Here is a 17925-nt window from a genome sequence, read left to right as displayed (position 1 = left end):
AAAGTGACAGCCAATAGCAGTCACTATCAGCTGTCACATATTTAAGTTAGTGAGGTGCGACTGTACCGAAACTTCTGATGAAAAGTTTCGATTTCTGCTTCTGAGCGAGACGGCTATACTCTATCGTGATCAATCCTACAGCATACTCATCTGCTGCCTCATAACCCATCAGTTTATCAGGTGTAATGATAGTCTTATAATAACCAACTGTTGTTACTGTCGATGCCACAGTGTCACTTATCACAATAGGTAAAGGTCGTTTTGGGTTTTGAGTATCAACACAGTGTGAGATATAGACTTTTATCGTGATCTTGTCACCTTCGGCAATCGTGTGCTCCTGATCATGAGAATCTGATGGCAATCGAACTTCAAGTCCTGTTGTACCGATACTGTGGATATTGACTGGATTGTGTATGCCAATAGGTAGCCCGTACTGGTCATATACTTTTGGTGCAACCAAAATCCGGTGTCCATCATTGGGACTCGGACCATTAATACCACCGTTATCATAATTTATGTAATGAAACTTAGATATTGCTGGCGTACCTGTTTGATCAAGCGCAACAAAGCTAAGATGATTATCTCCTGAATACAGGTCACTGTAGGCGGCTTTAAATTTATAATATCCGTCCTCTTCACTTGTTATCTGCTCAGCAAAGAGTTCTTGCTTAAAAGGGGCTTCTGTATCGTCCGTCGTAAACCCGATAATAAAATCGCCGATTTGTGATCCCTCATAGTGTGGAACCATGAAAGTAAAATCATCCGCTTGATCCGGTCTTCTCAAAGTAGAAGAAAAAAGCGCTTCTTCAACTTTTGGTGGCTCAAAGCTGTAAGCTATATCAGTCGGAACAGCGGTAACAAACATGACTTGTTTTTGGTCAAACTCCTCATGATTGAATATCGTATCAAACTCAACAAACCCACTCACACTCTTAGTAGCGTATATTTTTAGGTTCACCGCAGCGGTTGATGTTTTTCGAATCAGATAATAATAATACAGGTTATCCAGATCAATCTTATAAGGAAGAATTTCCGTCATATCCTCTGTGTATATTCTTAGAGGAGCTGTTGTACGAAGCGGAATATCATAGTTTTTAACTGGACCACTCTTTTTTATCGTCGGATTGATTGATGCAGAAATAAATGGATTATTTAACCTTGGGCCAGTACCCGTAAATTCAACAGGATTAGGGTCATACAAATAGGCCGCTGACCCTCTCAATGCACAAGTGTCTGGGTCCAGGTCTGGGTTATCCGCTGAGGTATAGGTTACATTCGTCTTTGCTTGTTTCGGTGAGTTTGAGGTAAAGCTGATCTTTTTAGGCCCCCCGCTGTCATCGGCCTGGAATATCAGTTCCTGAGAAAATTTTCTCTTAGTAACTTGGCCTGGGAATTTATGTAGTAGTGTCATACCCGATGGGAGTTTAGCACTGACTTCTACAGTATCCGTAATACCTGGTTCACCGTCTATTGAAACAACTACACTGAAGGGTTGCCCTTTGATTATCGTTCCACCACCCACAGGAACTGTTGTCATGTTAGCCATTATATTATCCTTTTAAAGTATTAATTTTATTTTTCACTGAAAACCACACACTGTGATATATATGGTCAACAGCAAGTTTTGACTCTGTTTCGAAAATAATGAAAATAATAGAAATGACAGAATTTATATTTAGAAATTACTTTATAGATAAACTAACGTCTACTTATTGAAGGAGTATTTTTACTGAAATTTTTAAGCAAGATTACATCCAAACAAACAAATGTCAACACACAAAACATAAAAAACATAAAAAACATAAAAAACATTATTATATTTAAAAAACACTAATATTATACCTGTAAAAATATTACATTTCTTGCATTCACATAATAAGTGCAACATCGTTACAAACGAAGTAAATGAGTGGGTATTCCTTTAAATAACTCATTTGGTGTTTTGTAATCTCGTGTTTTACGAGGGCGATTATTTAATCGGTTTGCCACAAGGTTAACCTCTCGCTCTGATACCTTATTAAAATCGGTTCCTTTGGGAAAGTAATTTCTGATTAATCCATTCGTATTCTCATTTATCCCTCTTTCCCAAGGGGAATACGGGTGAGCAAAATAAATTTTTGTCTCTAAATTTTTACTGATAAATTCGTGTTCGGCAAATTCGAGGCCGTTATCAAAAGTAATTGTTTTAACTTTATGTTTTATCAATGATAAGTATCTTGTTACCGCTTTTGCGACACCTTCTGCTGTTTTATCTTCAAGTTTAATGATGATAGTAAATAACGATTTTCGTTCAACTAAGGTCAATAATGCACTTTTATGATCTTTGCCAACGAGAGTATCTCCTTCCCAATCACCAATACGCTGCTTTTTATCAACCCATTTTGGGCGCTTTTCAATGCTGACTCTGTTTTTGATTTTTCCTCTTCGTTCATAACTTCCATAGCGTTTACGATACGGTTTTTTAGCAATCCTGAAATGCTGCCATAAATCACCACCATTAAGCTTATCCTTATAAATCAATCTATAAACTGTTTCATGATGCAAAGATATTATATTTTCCCTTTTGAGATAACCGACTGTTTGTTCAGGGCTTAAATCTTGCCAAATTAGCTGTTTAATCAACTTTGTGATCTCTGGTGTAACTTTGACTGCTTTTACAGCAGCATAGCGGCGCTCTGAGGCTTTAAGCTGAGCCTGTTTAGGACAGTATTTCTGTGCTTCCCGGTTTCGTCTCAATTCCCGGCTAATCGTTGATGGGGCTCGATTGAGCGACGTGGCAATAAAGCGTTGTGTAAAACCGGCTTCTTTTAAACTGAAAATCTGATATCTTTCTATTTCGGTCAGTTGTGTATAGGCCATAGTGCATTTTCCTTTGGCGAGAAAGATGCCTACTATAGCAACTGACCGCCTTTCTCAGAAATTGCACTTATTAGTCGAATCCAAGAAGTTTATATAAAAACGCCTTTATTCTTTAGAAGACATTTTTTGTGGCGTGATTTTAAAGCGTTGACGACCATTAATTGCCAGTGTAAGATTTTTATCGTTGTAACGCTACCTTATGGTAGCCAATCAATGTTCTGGCAATCTGAGAGGAACGCCTTCGGGTGATTGCAAATATCAATGTTCTAGTAGTCTGAGAGGAACGCCTTTGGGTGACTACACCATCTGCCAGACCTGAAAAGGCAGACAGTAAATACTCTGGGTAAACCCATTTATTCTTTGAAAATGGGGATCGCTAAAGCGATTAAGAAACATTCAACTAACGTTCATCAAAGGTGATGAACCCTTTCAAACGAGTTGTTTGATGTAGAAAAACATCAAACATTTTTGTCGATGTAATACGTCTTTTGTAAATACGTCGAGAGCTTTTCCGACCTTTACCTGCGTCGATATAACGGTATGCCATTTGGAACATTTGGTATCTTCGTTATTTTCGAGTCGCGGTATTGGGAGCGGAAAGATGAGCGGCGTCACTTGAGTAAAAGCGTAGCGATTACCAAGTGACGCCGCCAGGCGTAAAACTTCCAGACCGCATTACAACTAACGTTAAGACATCTTTTCAAACGGTTTTACCAAATGAAGACAACAGTTGGTATGTTTCAAAAACGTTGTAAGAGATCGTTTTAAATAATTCACAAAGCGCCCGCCGCGCCCGTTTTCACGAACGGTCGCTTGGGAGAATTTCAACTCTTAGTTTTTATAAATGAAACTAACTTTTTGATAAATATGAGATAAGTAGTAAAGATATTGAGGCGTTCACCCTGATAACAGGCTCTGAACGGGGAGCATTAAAGCGCAGTGCAGAGCACAGAGCGCGCTCCTGTAATAACTCAACATGATAGCGCCCTGCTACACAATATCTGACTGTCAGGATGACACACATAATCGATACGCAGGGAACGTCTGTAATGACGAAAAACTAACAATTTGGATGGAGGCAGTAGAATTATGAATAATAAAAATTATCCATAATTTTAATGCTATTGGAGATTTTTATGAGTAAAAAAACATCACGTTCAAAGGTAGAAACATTTAAGAAAGATTTTATTACTTGTGCCCGTAAAGCAGGAGGTAGTTTTGTTACCGTTGCTGATCGCACTCGAATAGCTAAACAATTTCTTAATTATTTAAATTCTTCTGGAATTAAGTTGCGCCAGTTAGATAGCTTAAAAATTAAGTATATAGAAGGATATGTTGACAAAAGAAAATCTGAAAATATTAGCAATCGAACTTTACAAAATGAAATGTCCGCATTACGCGGGATTCTTTCACAAGCAGGAAAACATAAATTAGCAGATCCAAATAATGAGCGGTTGAATAATCATTCACTTGGAATAGCAGGTACAAGCCGTATGGGAACAAAAAAAGCATTAACTCCTGATGAATTTAAACAGGCATTTAAAGAAGTAGAGAAAATTGATAAAGGTGTCGCTGCAACTTTACAATTGGCATATATTTTAGGGCTTAGAACGAAAGAGGCAGTTCAGTCTTGTAAATCTATAAATACGTGGAAACAATCTTTAAATAATGGTCACCATTCTGTTAGAGTTGTTTTTGGTACAAAAGGAGGGCGCCCTAGAGATACGACTATTTTAAACCGTGAACAATTTAAAAATGCTATTATTTATGCTGAAAACGTAATGAAAGAACGTGAAGGTAAATTAATCAATAAGTCTAATATTCATCAGGCAATTGATCGTTATAGAAATATAGTACGCTCAGCCGGATTGGTTGGAAAAAAAGCACCTCATAGTATGCGTTATTATGTTGCCAAAGAGCTAAGTGAACATTATAAGAAAGCTGGATTTAACCAAAAAGAAGTATTAGCCCAGGTATCTATGGATCTAGGTCATGGGGATGGAAGAGGACGATATATTAATCAAGTCTATTATCAAAGTGGGAGGGAGGAATAAGAATGATTAGGATATTGTTAATTGAGGACTGATTTATTAGATAAAGTCGAATAAATGAAATTTTAAATTGATTTCAAGAGAGGTTTATTATGAAAAATAATGTTATTTTATCTCCAGAACAGGAAAAATTCCGTACTATGATAAATGATTATCCTCGTGTTTCAATTTTCTGGGATTGGCAGATACGCGAGATTGATTTCTATTTATGGGAGAGAGATAAGAATACACTTAGTCTTCAAGAGAAAATATTGGCTCAATTTTTTATATCTATATGGACTAAAAGTAATAAATGGGATTTTGATTTCACAGAAGCAGGACTTTACTTAAACAAAAAAGAGCGGCAGCTAATTGCAAATTGGATTTTAGAACCTTTTTGGCCTTAATCGTACTTGAACTACTAATTACCTCTTTTTTAGTACATAAAAATTACTTTTCGAGGTTGACAATTAGTTAAGCTGAGCAGAAAATAAAATTGTTCTTATCGTTGCTTTATGCAACCTATCAATGCTTCGACAGTCTGAAAGAAGCGCTTTCGAGTGACTGTATTAATCAATGTTCCGATAGTCTGAGAGGAACGCCTTCGGGTGACTACATTATCTGCCGGACCTGAAAAAGCAGACAGTAAATACTCTGGGTAAACCCGTTTATTCTTTGAAAACGGGGATCGCTAAAGCGATTAAGAAACTTTTCACAACGATTGCTTAAAATAGCATCATCAATCATTCTACTCTTTTCACCCAATGGGGAAATTTTCCTCACTGGGAAGATTTCTCCTTCTTTCTTTTGTTGGAGAAATTTCATGAATAATACATTAACTAATAATGATGTTAGTAAACTATCTTTTTTATATACGCCTTATGAAGCGGGCATTTCGTTGCGTTCGGATGTGTTTCAGAGCCAATTCACTGTCTTAGTCGATGGTGATGCTGAGTGTCCTGAAGATGATCCTAATTATGGTACATATTACAGCAAAAAAACATTAACCGTTTGCAAAACATCAACGCTCACTGATGCAGTTCAAAAGCTTAAAGTCCTTATTGAGGAAGATAATTGGGCCTTTAGGGATGAAGATGTAGATTATTACGACCCCGATTTTGGACGTGATATGGGACCTATAAGCTTTAATCCTCGAAGGGTAACAATTTATGACCGATATAACAGGAGAGTCTTAGGAGGATATATAACGCCTAAAATTATTTGGGCGCGCTCTGTCACTCGAAAAGATGAGCTTGTTGCGTTGGAAAAAGAACGTCAGCGTTTGCGTGATGAAAGCTCCTATGAACGTGGTTGGGATAACTATAGTACAGCTCAGTATTTGTGGACAAAGGCTGATTCGTTGTTATTACATGTTACCGACTCCAAGTATTTGGTACATGAAGAAATGGATAATATTCTTCTACAAGATACTTCGGTTTCATGGAATGATTAGTGAGGAAAGTATGGAAAAGGTATTCTCAAAAGTCTTCATTAATTGGCTGAATCCATGTAAAAACTGTAAGTACCAAGGTGTGTACGTAAAGAATGATGATAGTGATTTTCTTTGTGAAAACGATGATGTGACATGTATGAAGTGTGAACATCATGGAGTAATTTAGCTTAAAGTAGATCGTTATAGTAATCATCATTTTGTAGTTTTATGGGACGAAATATTTGTAAAAACAGAAACTAATTAACAATAGTTAATTGTATAAACCAACTCGCAGGGAAATTTCCCTGTGGGAAAGTCCCTGCTTTTTATTTTTATTATATAAGGATTAAAAAAATGGGACTTGATATTCACTTTTTCTCAGGCGAAAAAACAAAAAAATGTGCTGATCGTGATATAGAAATGGGATACTTTCGAAAAGTTAATCCACTTTTGTACTGGATTGATAGAAATGTTCAAAGTGTTGATAACTGTAAAGAGGTATTGATACCAAAACATAAGCTTGAAGAATTGTTAGCGGATTTAAATAGGTTAACAAAAGAGAATTGTATTCAGATATATCCTACAGCAGATGGTTTTTTCTATGGCTCAATTCAATATGATCAAGATTATTGGTCGGATGTTGAAAGGGTAAAAAACTGGATTAATAGTTTATTAAAGTCTTTTGATTTTAATAAATACAATTTGTTTCTTTGGGCATGGTGGTAATTTGATTACGGATAGTTCAGAAAACAAGAACCGAAAGGTTACATGAAAGAGTTGATTTAATACTCTTATCTTACTTATTTCACCAGGCGGTGTACTCTCACCGCCTGGGAGAGTACACTTTTTTGGGAGTACTCTCAATTGAAGAAAAAAACTAATGTAGATGTAGAAAAGGATATCTATCAACAGGTGACTGATAAAATTATTAGTGCCTTGGAAAAAGGCACTCTTCCGTGGAAAAGGCCCTGGCGTTCTGCGACTAAACGATTTGGGGATATGTTACCTACTAATGCAATGACTGGAAACCATTATAATGGTGTGAATATACTATTGTTGTGGATGTCTGCGGAGGAGATGGGAACTAATATCAACAGTTGGTTAACGTATCGTCAAGCTCAACAGTTAGGGGGACAGGTTCGAAAAGGAGAGCGTTCTACTCTTACTGTAATATATAAATCGTATGAAATTCAGGCTAGAGATGAGGATAACGATTTATTGTTTGACAGTGAAGGCCAGCCTCTGATGAAGCAGTGTGCCATGCTGAAGAGTAATCAGTTATTCAATGTTATTCAGTGTGACGGGCTGCCAGAACATCTATTACATGAAGGTGGACGAATACCGGAAGATAGACAGGAAATTCTTTCACCTAGAATCAGGAGCGAAGTATCCACAATGTTGAATGCTACTGGTGTAAAGATGACTTCATTACCACAAAATAGGGCTTATTACGGAATAATTGGTGATCGTATCGTAATGCCTCTTGTGGAGCAATTTAATACGGAAGCTGACTATTGGTCTACACTGCTACATGAAATGGTGCATAGTACCGGACATGCAAGCCGATTGAATAGGGAGGGAATAACAAGCATAACTCGAAAATTCGGTGATCCTATATATGCTTTTGAAGAATTAGTTGCTGAAATGGGAAGTGCTTTTCTTTGTACTCATTTGGAAGTGTTCGGTGAAGTTAACCATGAAAGTTATATTGAACATTGGTTATCTATTTTAAAAAAGGATAAAAAAGCTCTTTTTAGAGCATGTAAGCAAGCCAGGGAAGCAAGTGAATACTTGTTAAATTTGCGTACATCCCATAATGCGAAAGTAGCATAGGGGAATATATGCGATACAACATTATTCGTTTCAAATTGCTGGCGCACATGTTGTTAATACAACATGTAGGTGTAACATTAAGTGATACAGTATTGTGTGATGATGAGACAGTAAAAGATTTCATTGAGCAAGGTGTATCACCTGTAGAAGCTTTTAATAAGATAGGAATACCGATAGATATATCGAAAGTACCAGTCTCTTATTAGAAAATAAAAAGTAAACGCGCCTCTTCGGAGGCGTTTTTTTATCAAAATGGAAAAAGAGTTTTTACTGTACTTAAGTCCCCGCGTTTTTAATTATTATCGTAAATTAAATTGGCTATTTTAAATAGAGGCGCTATTCATGTTTACACTGACGGATGAACAAAAAGCAGTGGTGGAATGGAATGGTTCAAAATTAGTAGTAAATGCGTTTGCGGGAACAGGGAAAACATCTACATTAGTAAATTATGCGTTAGCTAATCCTAAAGTTTCAATGCTCTATTTGGCTTTTAATCGTGCCGTAAGAGAAGAAGCAGAACGTAAGTTTCCTTTTAATGTTGAATGTAAAACCTCACATCAATTAGCCTGGTTAAACCAAGGACGTCATTATAAAAATAGATTGGTTAATCAACTGCGTATTACAGACATTGCGCGAGCTTTAAATACTCGTCATTGGTCATTAGCACATCGAGTTCAAAGTACGTTAAATCGTTTCCTATCCAGTGATGATATAAAAATAAAACTAATTCATTGCCCAGATGAAGAGGTAATACAGGGCATTGACCCTATTAAAGTCATTCAAAGATCAGAACATATTTGGAATTTGATGAAAAATTTGAATGAATCCTTTCCGGTTACACATGATACTTATTTAAAACTTTATCAATTATCCCAACCTGATTTATCTGGCAACTATCAAACGATTTTGTTTGATGAAGCTCAAGATGCTAATCCTGTCACTCATGCAATTGTTTTAAGCCAAAACATAAATGTGGTTTTAGTTGGCGATAAGCATCAACAAATTTACCGTTTCCGGGGGGCAGATAATGCCTTAGATGCGCCACAATTAGCTGATGCTGATCGCTTATGGCTAACAAATAGTTTTCGTTTTGGTCCACATGTTGCTGAGATTGCGAATGCGTTACTTGCCTTGGATGGTGAAACTCACCAGGTTATTGGGTTGGGGGAAGAAGATGAAGTTTTGTTACCACAATATTTTGATGTACCTCATAAAGCGGTATTGAGCCGAACGGTAGCTGGTGTAATTGATACAGCACTAGGGGCTGCAAAAGAAAAAAAATCAGTGTATTGGGTTGGAGGGATTGAAGCTTATCGAACTGAGGAACTGGAAGATCTGTATTGGTTCTCGGTAGATATGCCACAGAAAGTACAACAGCCTCGTTTAATGCGAGATTACAAAGATTATGATGAATATTGTCGAATAGCCAGAGCTACACAAGATGTTGAAATGATGCAATCTATCAACCTGTTAGAACGGTATTTTCCGCTACCACAAAATTTAGAAATAATGCGTAAATTTACGGTAACTAACGAAAGTAAAGCAGATATAACGGTTTCAACGGCACATAGAGCTAAGGGGTTAGAATGGGAATTTGTTGAATTAAATAATGACTTTCCTGATTTATTCGATCCTAAGCAGACAGAACTCGCCAGGAGAGATGAAATAAACCTACTCTATGTCGCCGCAACTCGTGCACGTAAGAAGCTTATAATTAATGACATTATTGTCATTGTGCTTGCTAATAGAGAAAAACCATCAGAAGAGAATTTAGTTAATCAGAATGTATCTGATAGCGCTTCCGATGTTTCGGGGGGAAACAAATCAAAGAATGAAATGCTCACTGCACCGGATGGCTATTTTTTGCCTAAAAAGTCATGTGATTTATTAAATACTGAATTACGTCAGAACTGTTTACAGCAACTTTGGGAGAATGTTTCACTGTCAAAATCACAATATCAAGAGTTTTTCTTATCTCCTCTTCAACAGTGTGCTGAGCGAATTCAGAACTTACCAGCTTTTAAACAGGGAGCTTTTTCTCAGAAAGGGGGTCTTCTTGATCTGATATTACTTACTATGGTTTATTCGGTTAGGCTATCAAAAAAGAAGCTATTACCAACAGGAGCGTTACCGGAAGAACAAGCCAGCCAAAGTGGTGCTTGGAACGCTGTAGTACTTTATGCTTCTATGCTTCATTGGTTGCCTTTGATGAGACAATTTGACGGAGAATATATAGATCAGCGTTGTTGGATGCCTGGAATTATTACGCCGAATAAAGCTTACCGTTTTCGATTTAAATCTGATAGCTCAAATATAGAAGAACTGCGATCAATTTCAGGAGCATTAATGAGTTATACCCTATTGCCAGAAAAGGCTATTTATTGGTTGAGTGAAACACCAGAAGCATTACAGGCTCTAATGCACTGTATAGCCGGAAAATGGGAAGGGGGAAGAGATATTAGTGATTTGATTGATGAAGCTGTGAGTAAGCTACCAAATATAGCCGCATCACAAATTATTACTCTAAAATTACAAAATGAATCAAATGATGATCTGGAGAAAATTGTTGATAGTCCTGTTTTAGAAGTCAGCGAAAATTTTAGTGATACATCTTCTATTCCATCTGCAACACATATACAAAGTGGAATGAATGAGAATCATGAAGAGATACAGAATGCAGACATAGCATTGTTAAAAAGTGCTTTTAATAACGTTAATTCACAGAGTGAGGAGTTATCAGGAGTAGCAGAAACTACTTTTACTGTAAATACAGAAGAATCTATTAGTGATGACGTGAAAACAGTAATGTCACTTTTAGACATAAAAGAAAATACTGTAACAGAGTGTGATTTTGTTGAAAGTTTACCATTATGTAGCACATCTGATCATAAATGTGACTATAAAGTAACCAAAAGTGAAAGTAAAGTGTGTGATAGTTCAATTATAGAAAATAAATCATTTGAAATTATTGAAAAAAATGTAATTCTTAAGGGAAATGAAAACGTAAGTACTGTAGAGGCGCATACAAGGATGGAAAGGCAGAAGCAGGGAGAAAATGAATCATTAAAGATAAAGTTTTGGCAATGGCTTAAACAAGGATTGCTGACTGAGGGCATTGAATATAATACAGCTAATGCAAAAGTACATTGTGTCGCAGGATTTTTATTCTTACAGACTCCAGCAATTTTTTTTCTTTTTTTGCGTCAACATCCAGAATTAGAAGTCGATCATAAGCAATTGTTATCTGCGTTCGAATCATTAAATGTACACCGAATAGAAAAGAAGGGTAACAAAAGGAAGCGCCATTATACTTGCAAGATCTACCCAATTCCCATTAATGAGGAAACACGTAGAAATAATAAGTTTATACGTGCCAGTGGGTATCTAGTGAAAGTAAGTTTAATTTTTGTAAAAGAAACACCTTCAGATAGCCTCTTCGTTGATTTTACCTCGGAGTAATATAAGTATGATATCGATTAAAAAAGGAGTATAGGAGTATTCTTTATGAAAAAAACAACGTCTTTAGTGCAGGAAAAGAACAATCCTATTTGGTATGCATTATTGGATGAATATTTTTATGCAAAGGTTCTACGTCCAGATACTGAAAAGACGTACAGTAAGATGGTTAGGCTATTTCTTCATTATTTAAAAGAAATAGAAAATATACAAATCCTCCCGGAGGAAGTAACTCATAAATATGTTTTACGTTGGCGTAGGCATGAATTAAATGTTAAAAAAGTTGCCGAGCGAACTTGGAATACAAAGGCTAGACACATGCAAGTGTTATATAGTTTTTGGATAAAGAAAGGTTTGTTAACTAGAATAGATAATCCATTTTTTGATAGTCAGGTTGAACCAGGAATAAAAAGGAAAAAAGTTTTTACAAAAGCACAGCTTCGTACCATGTATTGTGTTTTTGAGAGATTTACACAGCTAGAGAAGGAAATGTCAGCACAGCAAGCTACTTATCGCTCTTGCGCATTATATCCGACACGATTTTGGCTTGTTGTAATGGAAACTTTTAGATTAACGGGGATGCGTTTAAATCAATTAGCTCACATTCAAATAAAAGACATTGATTTCGAAGAAAACTCCATTACCCTACGAAGTGAAAGCAGTAAAAATCATTGTGAATACCAAGTAGCTTTATTAAGCCCACTGACTCCATTATTACAGAATTTGCTGAATGAAATGGTGTTAAGGGGAGCTACGCCTGATGATGTATTATTCAATGTACATCGTCTATCAGATAGGGAAGTAGATAAAGAGAAAATGATTGATAGCCAACCTGTGAAATCATTTTTCCGACGTTTCTCTAGAGAATGTGGTTTTCCAGTTAGTCCGCATCGGTTCCGTCATACATTAGCGACAACACTAATGCGCAACCCTGAACGTAACATGCAGTTAACAAAAGATGTATTAGGGCATAGAAGCTTATCTTCTACGATGGAGTATATAGGTCTAGATATTCACAATATTCGTCACATGCTGGAAAACGAATTGTCTGATTATTTGACAATGGGATTAGGTGGAGAACATCAGCGCTTAACTGTGATGCGTTAGACGAAAAAATTAAAAAAAATTTACATGGAGTTGACGAATTGTTCAACTCTATGTATAAAAAGCAATGAAAAAAAGAACGCTTGCTGTAACATGCGCTCTTTTTTGAAACTTACATTCAACCATGTGTGTAACTACCAACTAGACATGATTGAAATTCAGTTTCCTAAATTTTTACTGATCGTTGACTTTCTCACTTTCAACGTTCAAGCTAGGAAATTTGGTGCCCGGACTCGGAATCGAACCAAGGACACGGGGATTTTCAATCCCCTCCAAAGTTAAGAAAATGTAACTAGTTGATTTTTGCATTGGTTTGTACGCTCAAACTACTGAGTGTACAACATGAAAATACTTCCGATAATTTCCCCCAAAGGTGGCGAAGGTAAATCCACCCATGCCGCTAATCTGGCTGGCTTTTTTGCTGATGCTGGTCTACAGACTCTCCTGATTGACGCTGATTATTCACAACCCACGGCCAGCAGTATTTTTATTCTGGACTATGAAGCCCCGGCGGGTTTGTATGAACTGCTGATGCAGACCGTGGATCTGAGTCAGGCAGACACGATCATTTCCCATTCGACGATCCGACATCTTGATATCCTTGTTTCCAACGATCCCGATGAGTTGTTGCCAACCGCGATGCTGCATGCCCCGGATGGTCGCCTGCGTCTGCGTAATATTCTGCAACATCCCTTGTTTCATCAGTATGACGTCATTCTCATCGACTCCAAAGGTGCGACCGGCGTAATGACGGAACTGGTGGTCCTGACCGCCACGCAGTGTGTGCTGGGGATAATTAAACCTATCCTGCCGGATGTCCGCGAGTTTTTGCGTGGTACGTTGCGGATGTTGACCCGACTGCAATCCTTTGAGAATTACGGTATTCAGCTGCCGCTGATCCAGATACTGGCCAATGGCATTGAAGGCACCAATCTGGACAGAGATACGCTCAATGAGCTGACCGATATTATCGAACAGCAACGTTACGATACGTCAGCGTTGGGTGGAAGACAGGTTTACCAGCTACTGCGCACCCGTATTGATCTGCTGGATATCTACAAACTGGGGCATGTTCGTGCTCAGCCCGTTCATCGTCTGGAATACAAAACCACCCGCAAAAGCCCGGCGGCGGCGCAAACCATGCACCGTCTTGCCTGTGAGTTGTTCCCCGAATGGGCCGCCAGGTTTGATGCGGTCCTGGTCAGCCAGCCGACGGGAGGCGCAAAATGAATGTTATCTGGCGAGCTGTCTGTTTTTGTTATGACAATGCCGAACTGCCGTTCACGGATACGCAGGATGAGTGGTTTGTGTTTATCGATGCACCGGATCGTAAAGCGGCGCAGGCAAAGTTTCAGGCATTATTACCGGCTGTCTGGGGCGTTTCCTCTGACCTCGTTGAGCATTTCAGTCCCCGTAGTGAAGAAGAATTACGTGCGCAGTCACTGATGCCGGGGACACCGGATGATGTGGCCTTGTTGGAATGCGGCTGGGCGCAGGGTAAACCGCAGTATTTAACCACCAACGAAGTGCTGTTCTGGGTGGCTTCCCCTCAACTGCAACAGCGGTTAATCGCGGCGCTGAATACTGTCAGTAGGGAGGCCGATAATGCACCGGCATGATTTCTTACAAGCCGCTAATGAAGTACAACCCTGTAATGGTCACGCCGAAATGGCCGTGATTGGCGGGTTGATACTGGACAATGACCGCTGGGATGACCTTGTTCAGATACTCACTCCTGACGACTTTTTCTTTCCGGCCCACCGGATACTGTTTCAGGCAATGGCGGAGTTGACAGAAAAAAATACCCCGTATGATTTGCTTACCCTGACGGATTTACTGGCCCATCAGGGGCATCTGGACAGCGTGGGGGGCTTTGCTTATGTGGCGGAAGTGTGCAAAAACACGCCCAGTGCTGCCAATATTGTGGAATATGCCCGCATGGTGGCCGAAAAAAGCCAGTTACGTCAGTTGCTGGCGCTGGGCAACACCCTCAGCACGGAGGTTTTTCAACCCCATGCTCAGGCCGCTACTCTGGCTGAACAGGCCGAAAGTCAGTTGTTCCGTCTGGCCGAAAAAGGGGCCGCCCGGCAACAGCAGGCAGTGACCCTGTTGCAAGGGGCGGAGGCGCTGATTTCCCATCTGGAACGCATTCAGGGCAGTAACGGGATTACCGGAACACCGACCGGGTTTCAGGTACTGGATGACATGACCTGTGGCTTACAGCCGGGTGACCTTATCCTGCTGGCTGCCCGCCCCTCAATGGGCAAAACCGCACTGGGTCTGGCCTGTTGCCTTGGTGCCCTGCGGCAGCGGGATGATGCGGTGGTCCAGATTTTCAGTCTGGAAATGCCGACAGCTCAACTGATGCTGCGCTTGTCATCGATGGAAGGCGGCGTGGCGTTAACCGCGCTGCGTAGCGGCCTGCTGGATGATGAACAGTGGGGATGCATCAGCCAGAGTCTGGAGCAGTTTTCTCGTTGGGATCAGCGGCTGATTATTGATGATTGCAGCCTCCAGACCCCCGCTTTATTACGTGCCCGTGCCCGCCGTTATACCCGCAAATACGGTAAACCGGCCCTGATTATGGTGGATTACCTCCAGCTGATGTGTGCACCCGGACAGGAAAACCGCACACAGGAAATTGCCGATATCTCCCGCAGCCTGAAAGCATTAGGTAAAGAATTGGAGTGCCCAATACTGGCACTGTCCCAGCTTAACCGACAAGTCGAAAACCGCCCTGATAAACGGCCCAATAATGGTGACCTGCGTGATTCAGGATCACTGGAGCAGGATGCCGATTTGATATTGCACCTTTACCGCGATGAAGTCTATCACGAGGGCACGCCGGATGTGGGAGTTGCCGAAATCATTATCGGTAAGCAGCGACAGGGACCGACAGGCACGGTGCGTGTGCGGTTTGAGGCGCAATATACCCGTTTTTCTGATTTCGATGGCAGCGGGAGGTAACCTATGGGACGCAATACACTGAATTTAGGTCATGCCTTGTTACAGCAGGGGCGGCAGGCCGTCGCCACACTCAATGACAGCCCGCCGATGGCGGAAATGCCGATGGTGTTAACGCTGGATCAACTTCGCCCCAATCCGGATAACCCCCGTACCAGCCGCAACCCGCGCTATGACGATATCAAAGCCTCGATCAAAGTCCGTGGGCTGGATACGGTGCCGAAAGTCACCCGCGATCCGGACGGTGACGAGGTTTATATCTTCAGTGATGGTGGGAATACGCGCTATCAGATTTTGTCCGAGCTGTGGCAGGAAACCGGTGATGAGCGGTTTTACCGGGTGCATTGCCTGTTTAAACCGTGGCCGGGACGGTTGCAGTGTGTGATCGGGCATCTGGCGGAAAACGAATTGCGGGGCGATCTCAGCTTTATTGAAAAAGCGCTGGGTATCTGCAAAGCCAGAATGATTTATGAAACGCAGAAACAGAAAAAAATCAGTTTGCGTGAATTTTCAGCGTTGCTCAGTGAAGCAGGTTTTCCTGTTAGCGATGGTCACATCAGTCGAATGGAACATACCGTGAAGTACCTCTACCCGTGGATGCCTAATCTGCTGGCGTCCGGGTTGGGAACACCACAAATACGTCCTTTATTGGTGTTGCGTCAGAATGCAGATAACATCTGGCAACAACATGTTTTCAGTATAAACCAGGAACCTACCGTAACCTTTGATGAGGTTTTTGGTCTCTGTTGCCGTAAGTTTGATGCATTGGAAGACTGGTCACCGGAGATGTTCCGCGATGAACTGATCGGTGATTTATTACAAGCATTGCCGCATCCATTATTGAACTATGACCGCTGGATATTGGAGCTAGATCCGAAAGAAAGTAACCGTCGGCAACTTTTTGGCGAACAGGCTACAGCGTTTGGCTCTATGCCGGAAGAACCTGAGACGAATAAAGCGAATCGGATTCGGGTACAGAACAAGGAACCGAATCCGCGAATAATTTCTCAACCTGACTCTGGGACAATACACGCCCCGGCCGATAAGGCGCAAACGCATGCTCCCTCTCCCCGAAAAAATAACCCTGTGCTCCCGCCTTATCAGTCGGAGAGCGAGGAGAATTCACCTGAACCTGCCCTGCCAGCTCCTGAGGTTGAATGCCTGCATTTTGCTCAGACTGGTCTGGAGCCGGTCAGTTCCGTCTGGGACATTTCCCCGATGCAGGACGATATCGAACATCTGCAAAGCATGGCGTTCCGGCTGGCATTTGAACTGGCGGAAGTGATGGGCTGTGACAGCGACCTGCTGCCCGTGTCGGATGAAGGGTCGGCAGGCTTTTGTCTGGGGAATGCGCAGGAAGCACGGGCTTTTTCACGTTTATTACTGTCGCTGATCGGCGAAGAGGCGGCTGCGCCCACGGAATTGACGCTGACAGCCGTTCTGCTCGGCACTGCGGGACGGGGGGACGCACCGTTACTGGATGATGCCCAGACGGTGAAATTCCTGCGTCTTATCCGGGTACTCCGGCGTTTGCGTGAACTTCAACGCCAGATAACGCGGGAGAATATAACGATGTCGTGATACCCGTACAAGGTGCCTGCTTTCCGTGTGTTGTTCATTCATTGTGTTTTGACTGGCCTGATAGTGGAGGAAGTAGATGAATCATTTATCGCAAGCAACCAACAGCCTGCTGATGCAGTTGGTGATGGATTTGAAGAACGGCTATATCCGCCGTTGTGAGGCACTGGGGCTGGCACCCGCTGAAATGCTGATGTTGCAGCGCCTGACGATTGAGGATTTGCATTATCTGGGCAACAGCCCGGTGTCGGTGCTGAGCGTTCATATTCATCACGCCAATCTGGCCCGCATCTTACATCAGGCGCGGATTGAACAGCAGCGGATGCAACGTATTGACCAGGCACTGGAGTTAGGCGGCTCGATTGAACTGATGCACTATTTTTTCGGTCTGTCGAGTCTGGAAATTGCTGCCCGACGTCGTATTGCCGGCATGACCGTGCGGCCGGGGCGGGGCTCGCCCCTGACGGAAGACGAAAACCGTGACCTGTGGCAGCGCTGGCAATCGGCAAAGATTGCTGATGCGGACAGCGCCGAAGGGCTGGATATGATGCTGGAGATGGCCGCGGATCACCAGATTTCGCTGACGGCCGTCTGGCACGCGGTGAAGGAGTGGCAGCAGGGCGATGCACCGGAACCGGTCAAAAAACAGGCCTGAAAGCCCTCCGTTAA

Annotated in this window: 15 protein-coding genes and 1 pseudogene; 14 read left to right on the top strand and 2 right to left on the bottom strand. The window is 41.2% G+C overall.

The window, feature by feature from the left end:
- Positions 1–46: 46 nt before the first annotated feature.
- Positions 47–1546, bottom strand: a complete 1500-nt coding sequence (locus HGO23_RS14755; protein ID WP_209027117.1) for a hypothetical protein — start codon at positions 1544–1546, stop codon at positions 47–49.
- A 344-nt stretch (positions 1547–1890) separates the two neighbouring features.
- Positions 1891–2859 (bottom strand): IS30 family transposase, encoded by a 969-nt coding sequence (locus tag HGO23_RS14750; protein ID WP_209027116.1) that lies wholly within the window; start codon positions 2857–2859, stop codon positions 1891–1893.
- Between the two features lie 1136 nt (positions 2860–3995).
- On the opposite strand from HGO23_RS14750, the gene HGO23_RS14745 reads away from it, so the two are divergent.
- The 14 genes and pseudogenes from HGO23_RS14745 (at position 3996) to HGO23_RS14685 (ending at position 17911) form a co-directional block, all read left to right on the top strand.
- Entirely contained in the window at positions 3996–4913 is a 918-nt protein-coding gene (locus tag HGO23_RS14745; RefSeq protein ID WP_209027115.1) for an integrase domain-containing protein, read from the top strand.
- 89 nt (positions 4914–5002) lie between these two features.
- Entirely contained in the window at positions 5003–5296 is a 294-nt protein-coding gene (locus HGO23_RS14740) for a hypothetical protein (RefSeq protein ID WP_209027114.1), read from the top strand.
- A gap of 416 nt (positions 5297–5712) precedes the next feature.
- Complete coding sequence (locus HGO23_RS14735) at positions 5713–6342, top strand: hypothetical protein (protein ID WP_209027113.1); 630 nt, start codon at positions 5713–5715, stop codon at positions 6340–6342.
- Positions 6343–6675: 333 nt separating this feature from the next.
- Entirely contained in the window at positions 6676–7047 is a 372-nt protein-coding gene (locus tag HGO23_RS14730; protein WP_209027112.1) for a hypothetical protein, read from the top strand.
- Positions 7048–7185: 138 nt separating this feature from the next.
- Complete coding sequence (locus HGO23_RS14725; protein WP_099137426.1) at positions 7186–8154, top strand: ArdC family protein; 969 nt, start codon at positions 7186–7188, stop codon at positions 8152–8154.
- Positions 8155–8162: 8 nt separating this feature from the next.
- Positions 8163–8360 (top strand): TA system toxin CbtA family protein, encoded by a 198-nt coding sequence (locus tag HGO23_RS14720; protein WP_099137425.1) that lies wholly within the window; start codon positions 8163–8165, stop codon positions 8358–8360.
- 136 nt (positions 8361–8496) lie between these two features.
- A pseudogene (locus HGO23_RS19745) lies at positions 8497–9987 on the top strand (UvrD-helicase domain-containing protein); the annotation flags it as partial.
- Between the two features lie 3 nt (positions 9988–9990).
- Positions 9991–11613 (top strand): TraI domain-containing protein, encoded by a 1623-nt coding sequence (locus HGO23_RS19740; RefSeq protein ID WP_244967965.1) that lies wholly within the window; start codon positions 9991–9993, stop codon positions 11611–11613.
- A 45-nt stretch (positions 11614–11658) separates the two neighbouring features.
- Entirely contained in the window at positions 11659–12717 is a 1059-nt protein-coding gene (locus tag HGO23_RS14710) for a tyrosine-type recombinase/integrase (protein ID WP_209027110.1), read from the top strand.
- Between the two features lie 339 nt (positions 12718–13056).
- Entirely contained in the window at positions 13057–13944 is an 888-nt protein-coding gene (locus HGO23_RS14705) for a ParA family protein (protein WP_209027109.1), read from the top strand.
- The gene (locus tag HGO23_RS14700; protein WP_209027108.1) at positions 13941–14333 is read left to right on the top strand and encodes a hypothetical protein; all 393 of its coding nucleotides are present in this window, start codon (positions 13941–13943) and stop codon (positions 14331–14333) included. The genes HGO23_RS14705 and HGO23_RS14700 overlap by 4 nt, the downstream gene beginning before the upstream one ends.
- Positions 14320–15681 (top strand): SPI-7-type island replicative DNA helicase, encoded by a 1362-nt coding sequence (dnaB-PI, locus tag HGO23_RS14695; protein ID WP_209027107.1) that lies wholly within the window; start codon positions 14320–14322, stop codon positions 15679–15681. The genes HGO23_RS14700 and dnaB-PI overlap by 14 nt, the downstream gene beginning before the upstream one ends.
- A gap of 3 nt (positions 15682–15684) precedes the next feature.
- Complete coding sequence (locus HGO23_RS14690) at positions 15685–17259, top strand: ParB family protein (protein ID WP_209027106.1); 1575 nt, start codon at positions 15685–15687, stop codon at positions 17257–17259.
- A 76-nt stretch (positions 17260–17335) separates the two neighbouring features.
- Positions 17336–17911, top strand: a complete 576-nt coding sequence (locus tag HGO23_RS14685; protein WP_209027105.1) for a DUF2857 domain-containing protein — start codon at positions 17336–17338, stop codon at positions 17909–17911.
- The last annotated feature ends 14 nt before the right edge of the window (positions 17912–17925 follow it).

Source organism: Xenorhabdus budapestensis (genome assembly GCF_017743015.1).
Taxonomy (GTDB): domain Bacteria; phylum Pseudomonadota; class Gammaproteobacteria; order Enterobacterales; family Enterobacteriaceae; genus Xenorhabdus; species Xenorhabdus budapestensis.
Note: the sequence above shows the minus strand (reverse complement) of the source record. Positions and strands in the feature narration are given on the sequence as shown.

Excerpts from the sequence above, each read along its gene's own strand:
- HGO23_RS14755 (WP_209027117.1), bottom strand. The coding sequence starts at position 1,546 with ATGGCTAACATGACAACAGTTCCTGTGGGTGGTGGAACGATAATCAAA.
- HGO23_RS14750 (WP_209027116.1), bottom strand. The coding sequence starts at position 2,859 with ATGGCCTATACACAACTGACCGAAATAGAAAGATATCAGATTTTCAGT.
- HGO23_RS14745 (WP_209027115.1), top strand. The coding sequence starts at position 3,996 with ATGAGTAAAAAAACATCACGTTCAAAGGTAGAAACATTTAAGAAAGAT.
- HGO23_RS14740 (WP_209027114.1), top strand. The coding sequence starts at position 5,003 with ATGAAAAATAATGTTATTTTATCTCCAGAACAGGAAAAATTCCGTACT.
- HGO23_RS14735 (WP_209027113.1), top strand. The coding sequence starts at position 5,713 with ATGAATAATACATTAACTAATAATGATGTTAGTAAACTATCTTTTTTA.
- HGO23_RS14730 (WP_209027112.1), top strand. The coding sequence starts at position 6,676 with ATGGGACTTGATATTCACTTTTTCTCAGGCGAAAAAACAAAAAAATGT.
- HGO23_RS14720 (WP_099137425.1), top strand. The coding sequence starts at position 8,163 with ATGCGATACAACATTATTCGTTTCAAATTGCTGGCGCACATGTTGTTA.
- HGO23_RS19740 (WP_244967965.1), top strand. The coding sequence starts at position 9,991 with ATGCTCACTGCACCGGATGGCTATTTTTTGCCTAAAAAGTCATGTGAT.
- HGO23_RS14710 (WP_209027110.1), top strand. The coding sequence starts at position 11,659 with ATGAAAAAAACAACGTCTTTAGTGCAGGAAAAGAACAATCCTATTTGG.
- HGO23_RS14705 (WP_209027109.1), top strand. The coding sequence starts at position 13,057 with ATGAAAATACTTCCGATAATTTCCCCCAAAGGTGGCGAAGGTAAATCC.
- HGO23_RS14700 (WP_209027108.1), top strand. The coding sequence starts at position 13,941 with ATGAATGTTATCTGGCGAGCTGTCTGTTTTTGTTATGACAATGCCGAA.
- dnaB-PI (WP_209027107.1), top strand. The coding sequence starts at position 14,320 with ATGCACCGGCATGATTTCTTACAAGCCGCTAATGAAGTACAACCCTGT.
- HGO23_RS14690 (WP_209027106.1), top strand. The coding sequence starts at position 15,685 with ATGGGACGCAATACACTGAATTTAGGTCATGCCTTGTTACAGCAGGGG.
- HGO23_RS14685 (WP_209027105.1), top strand. The coding sequence starts at position 17,336 with ATGAATCATTTATCGCAAGCAACCAACAGCCTGCTGATGCAGTTGGTG.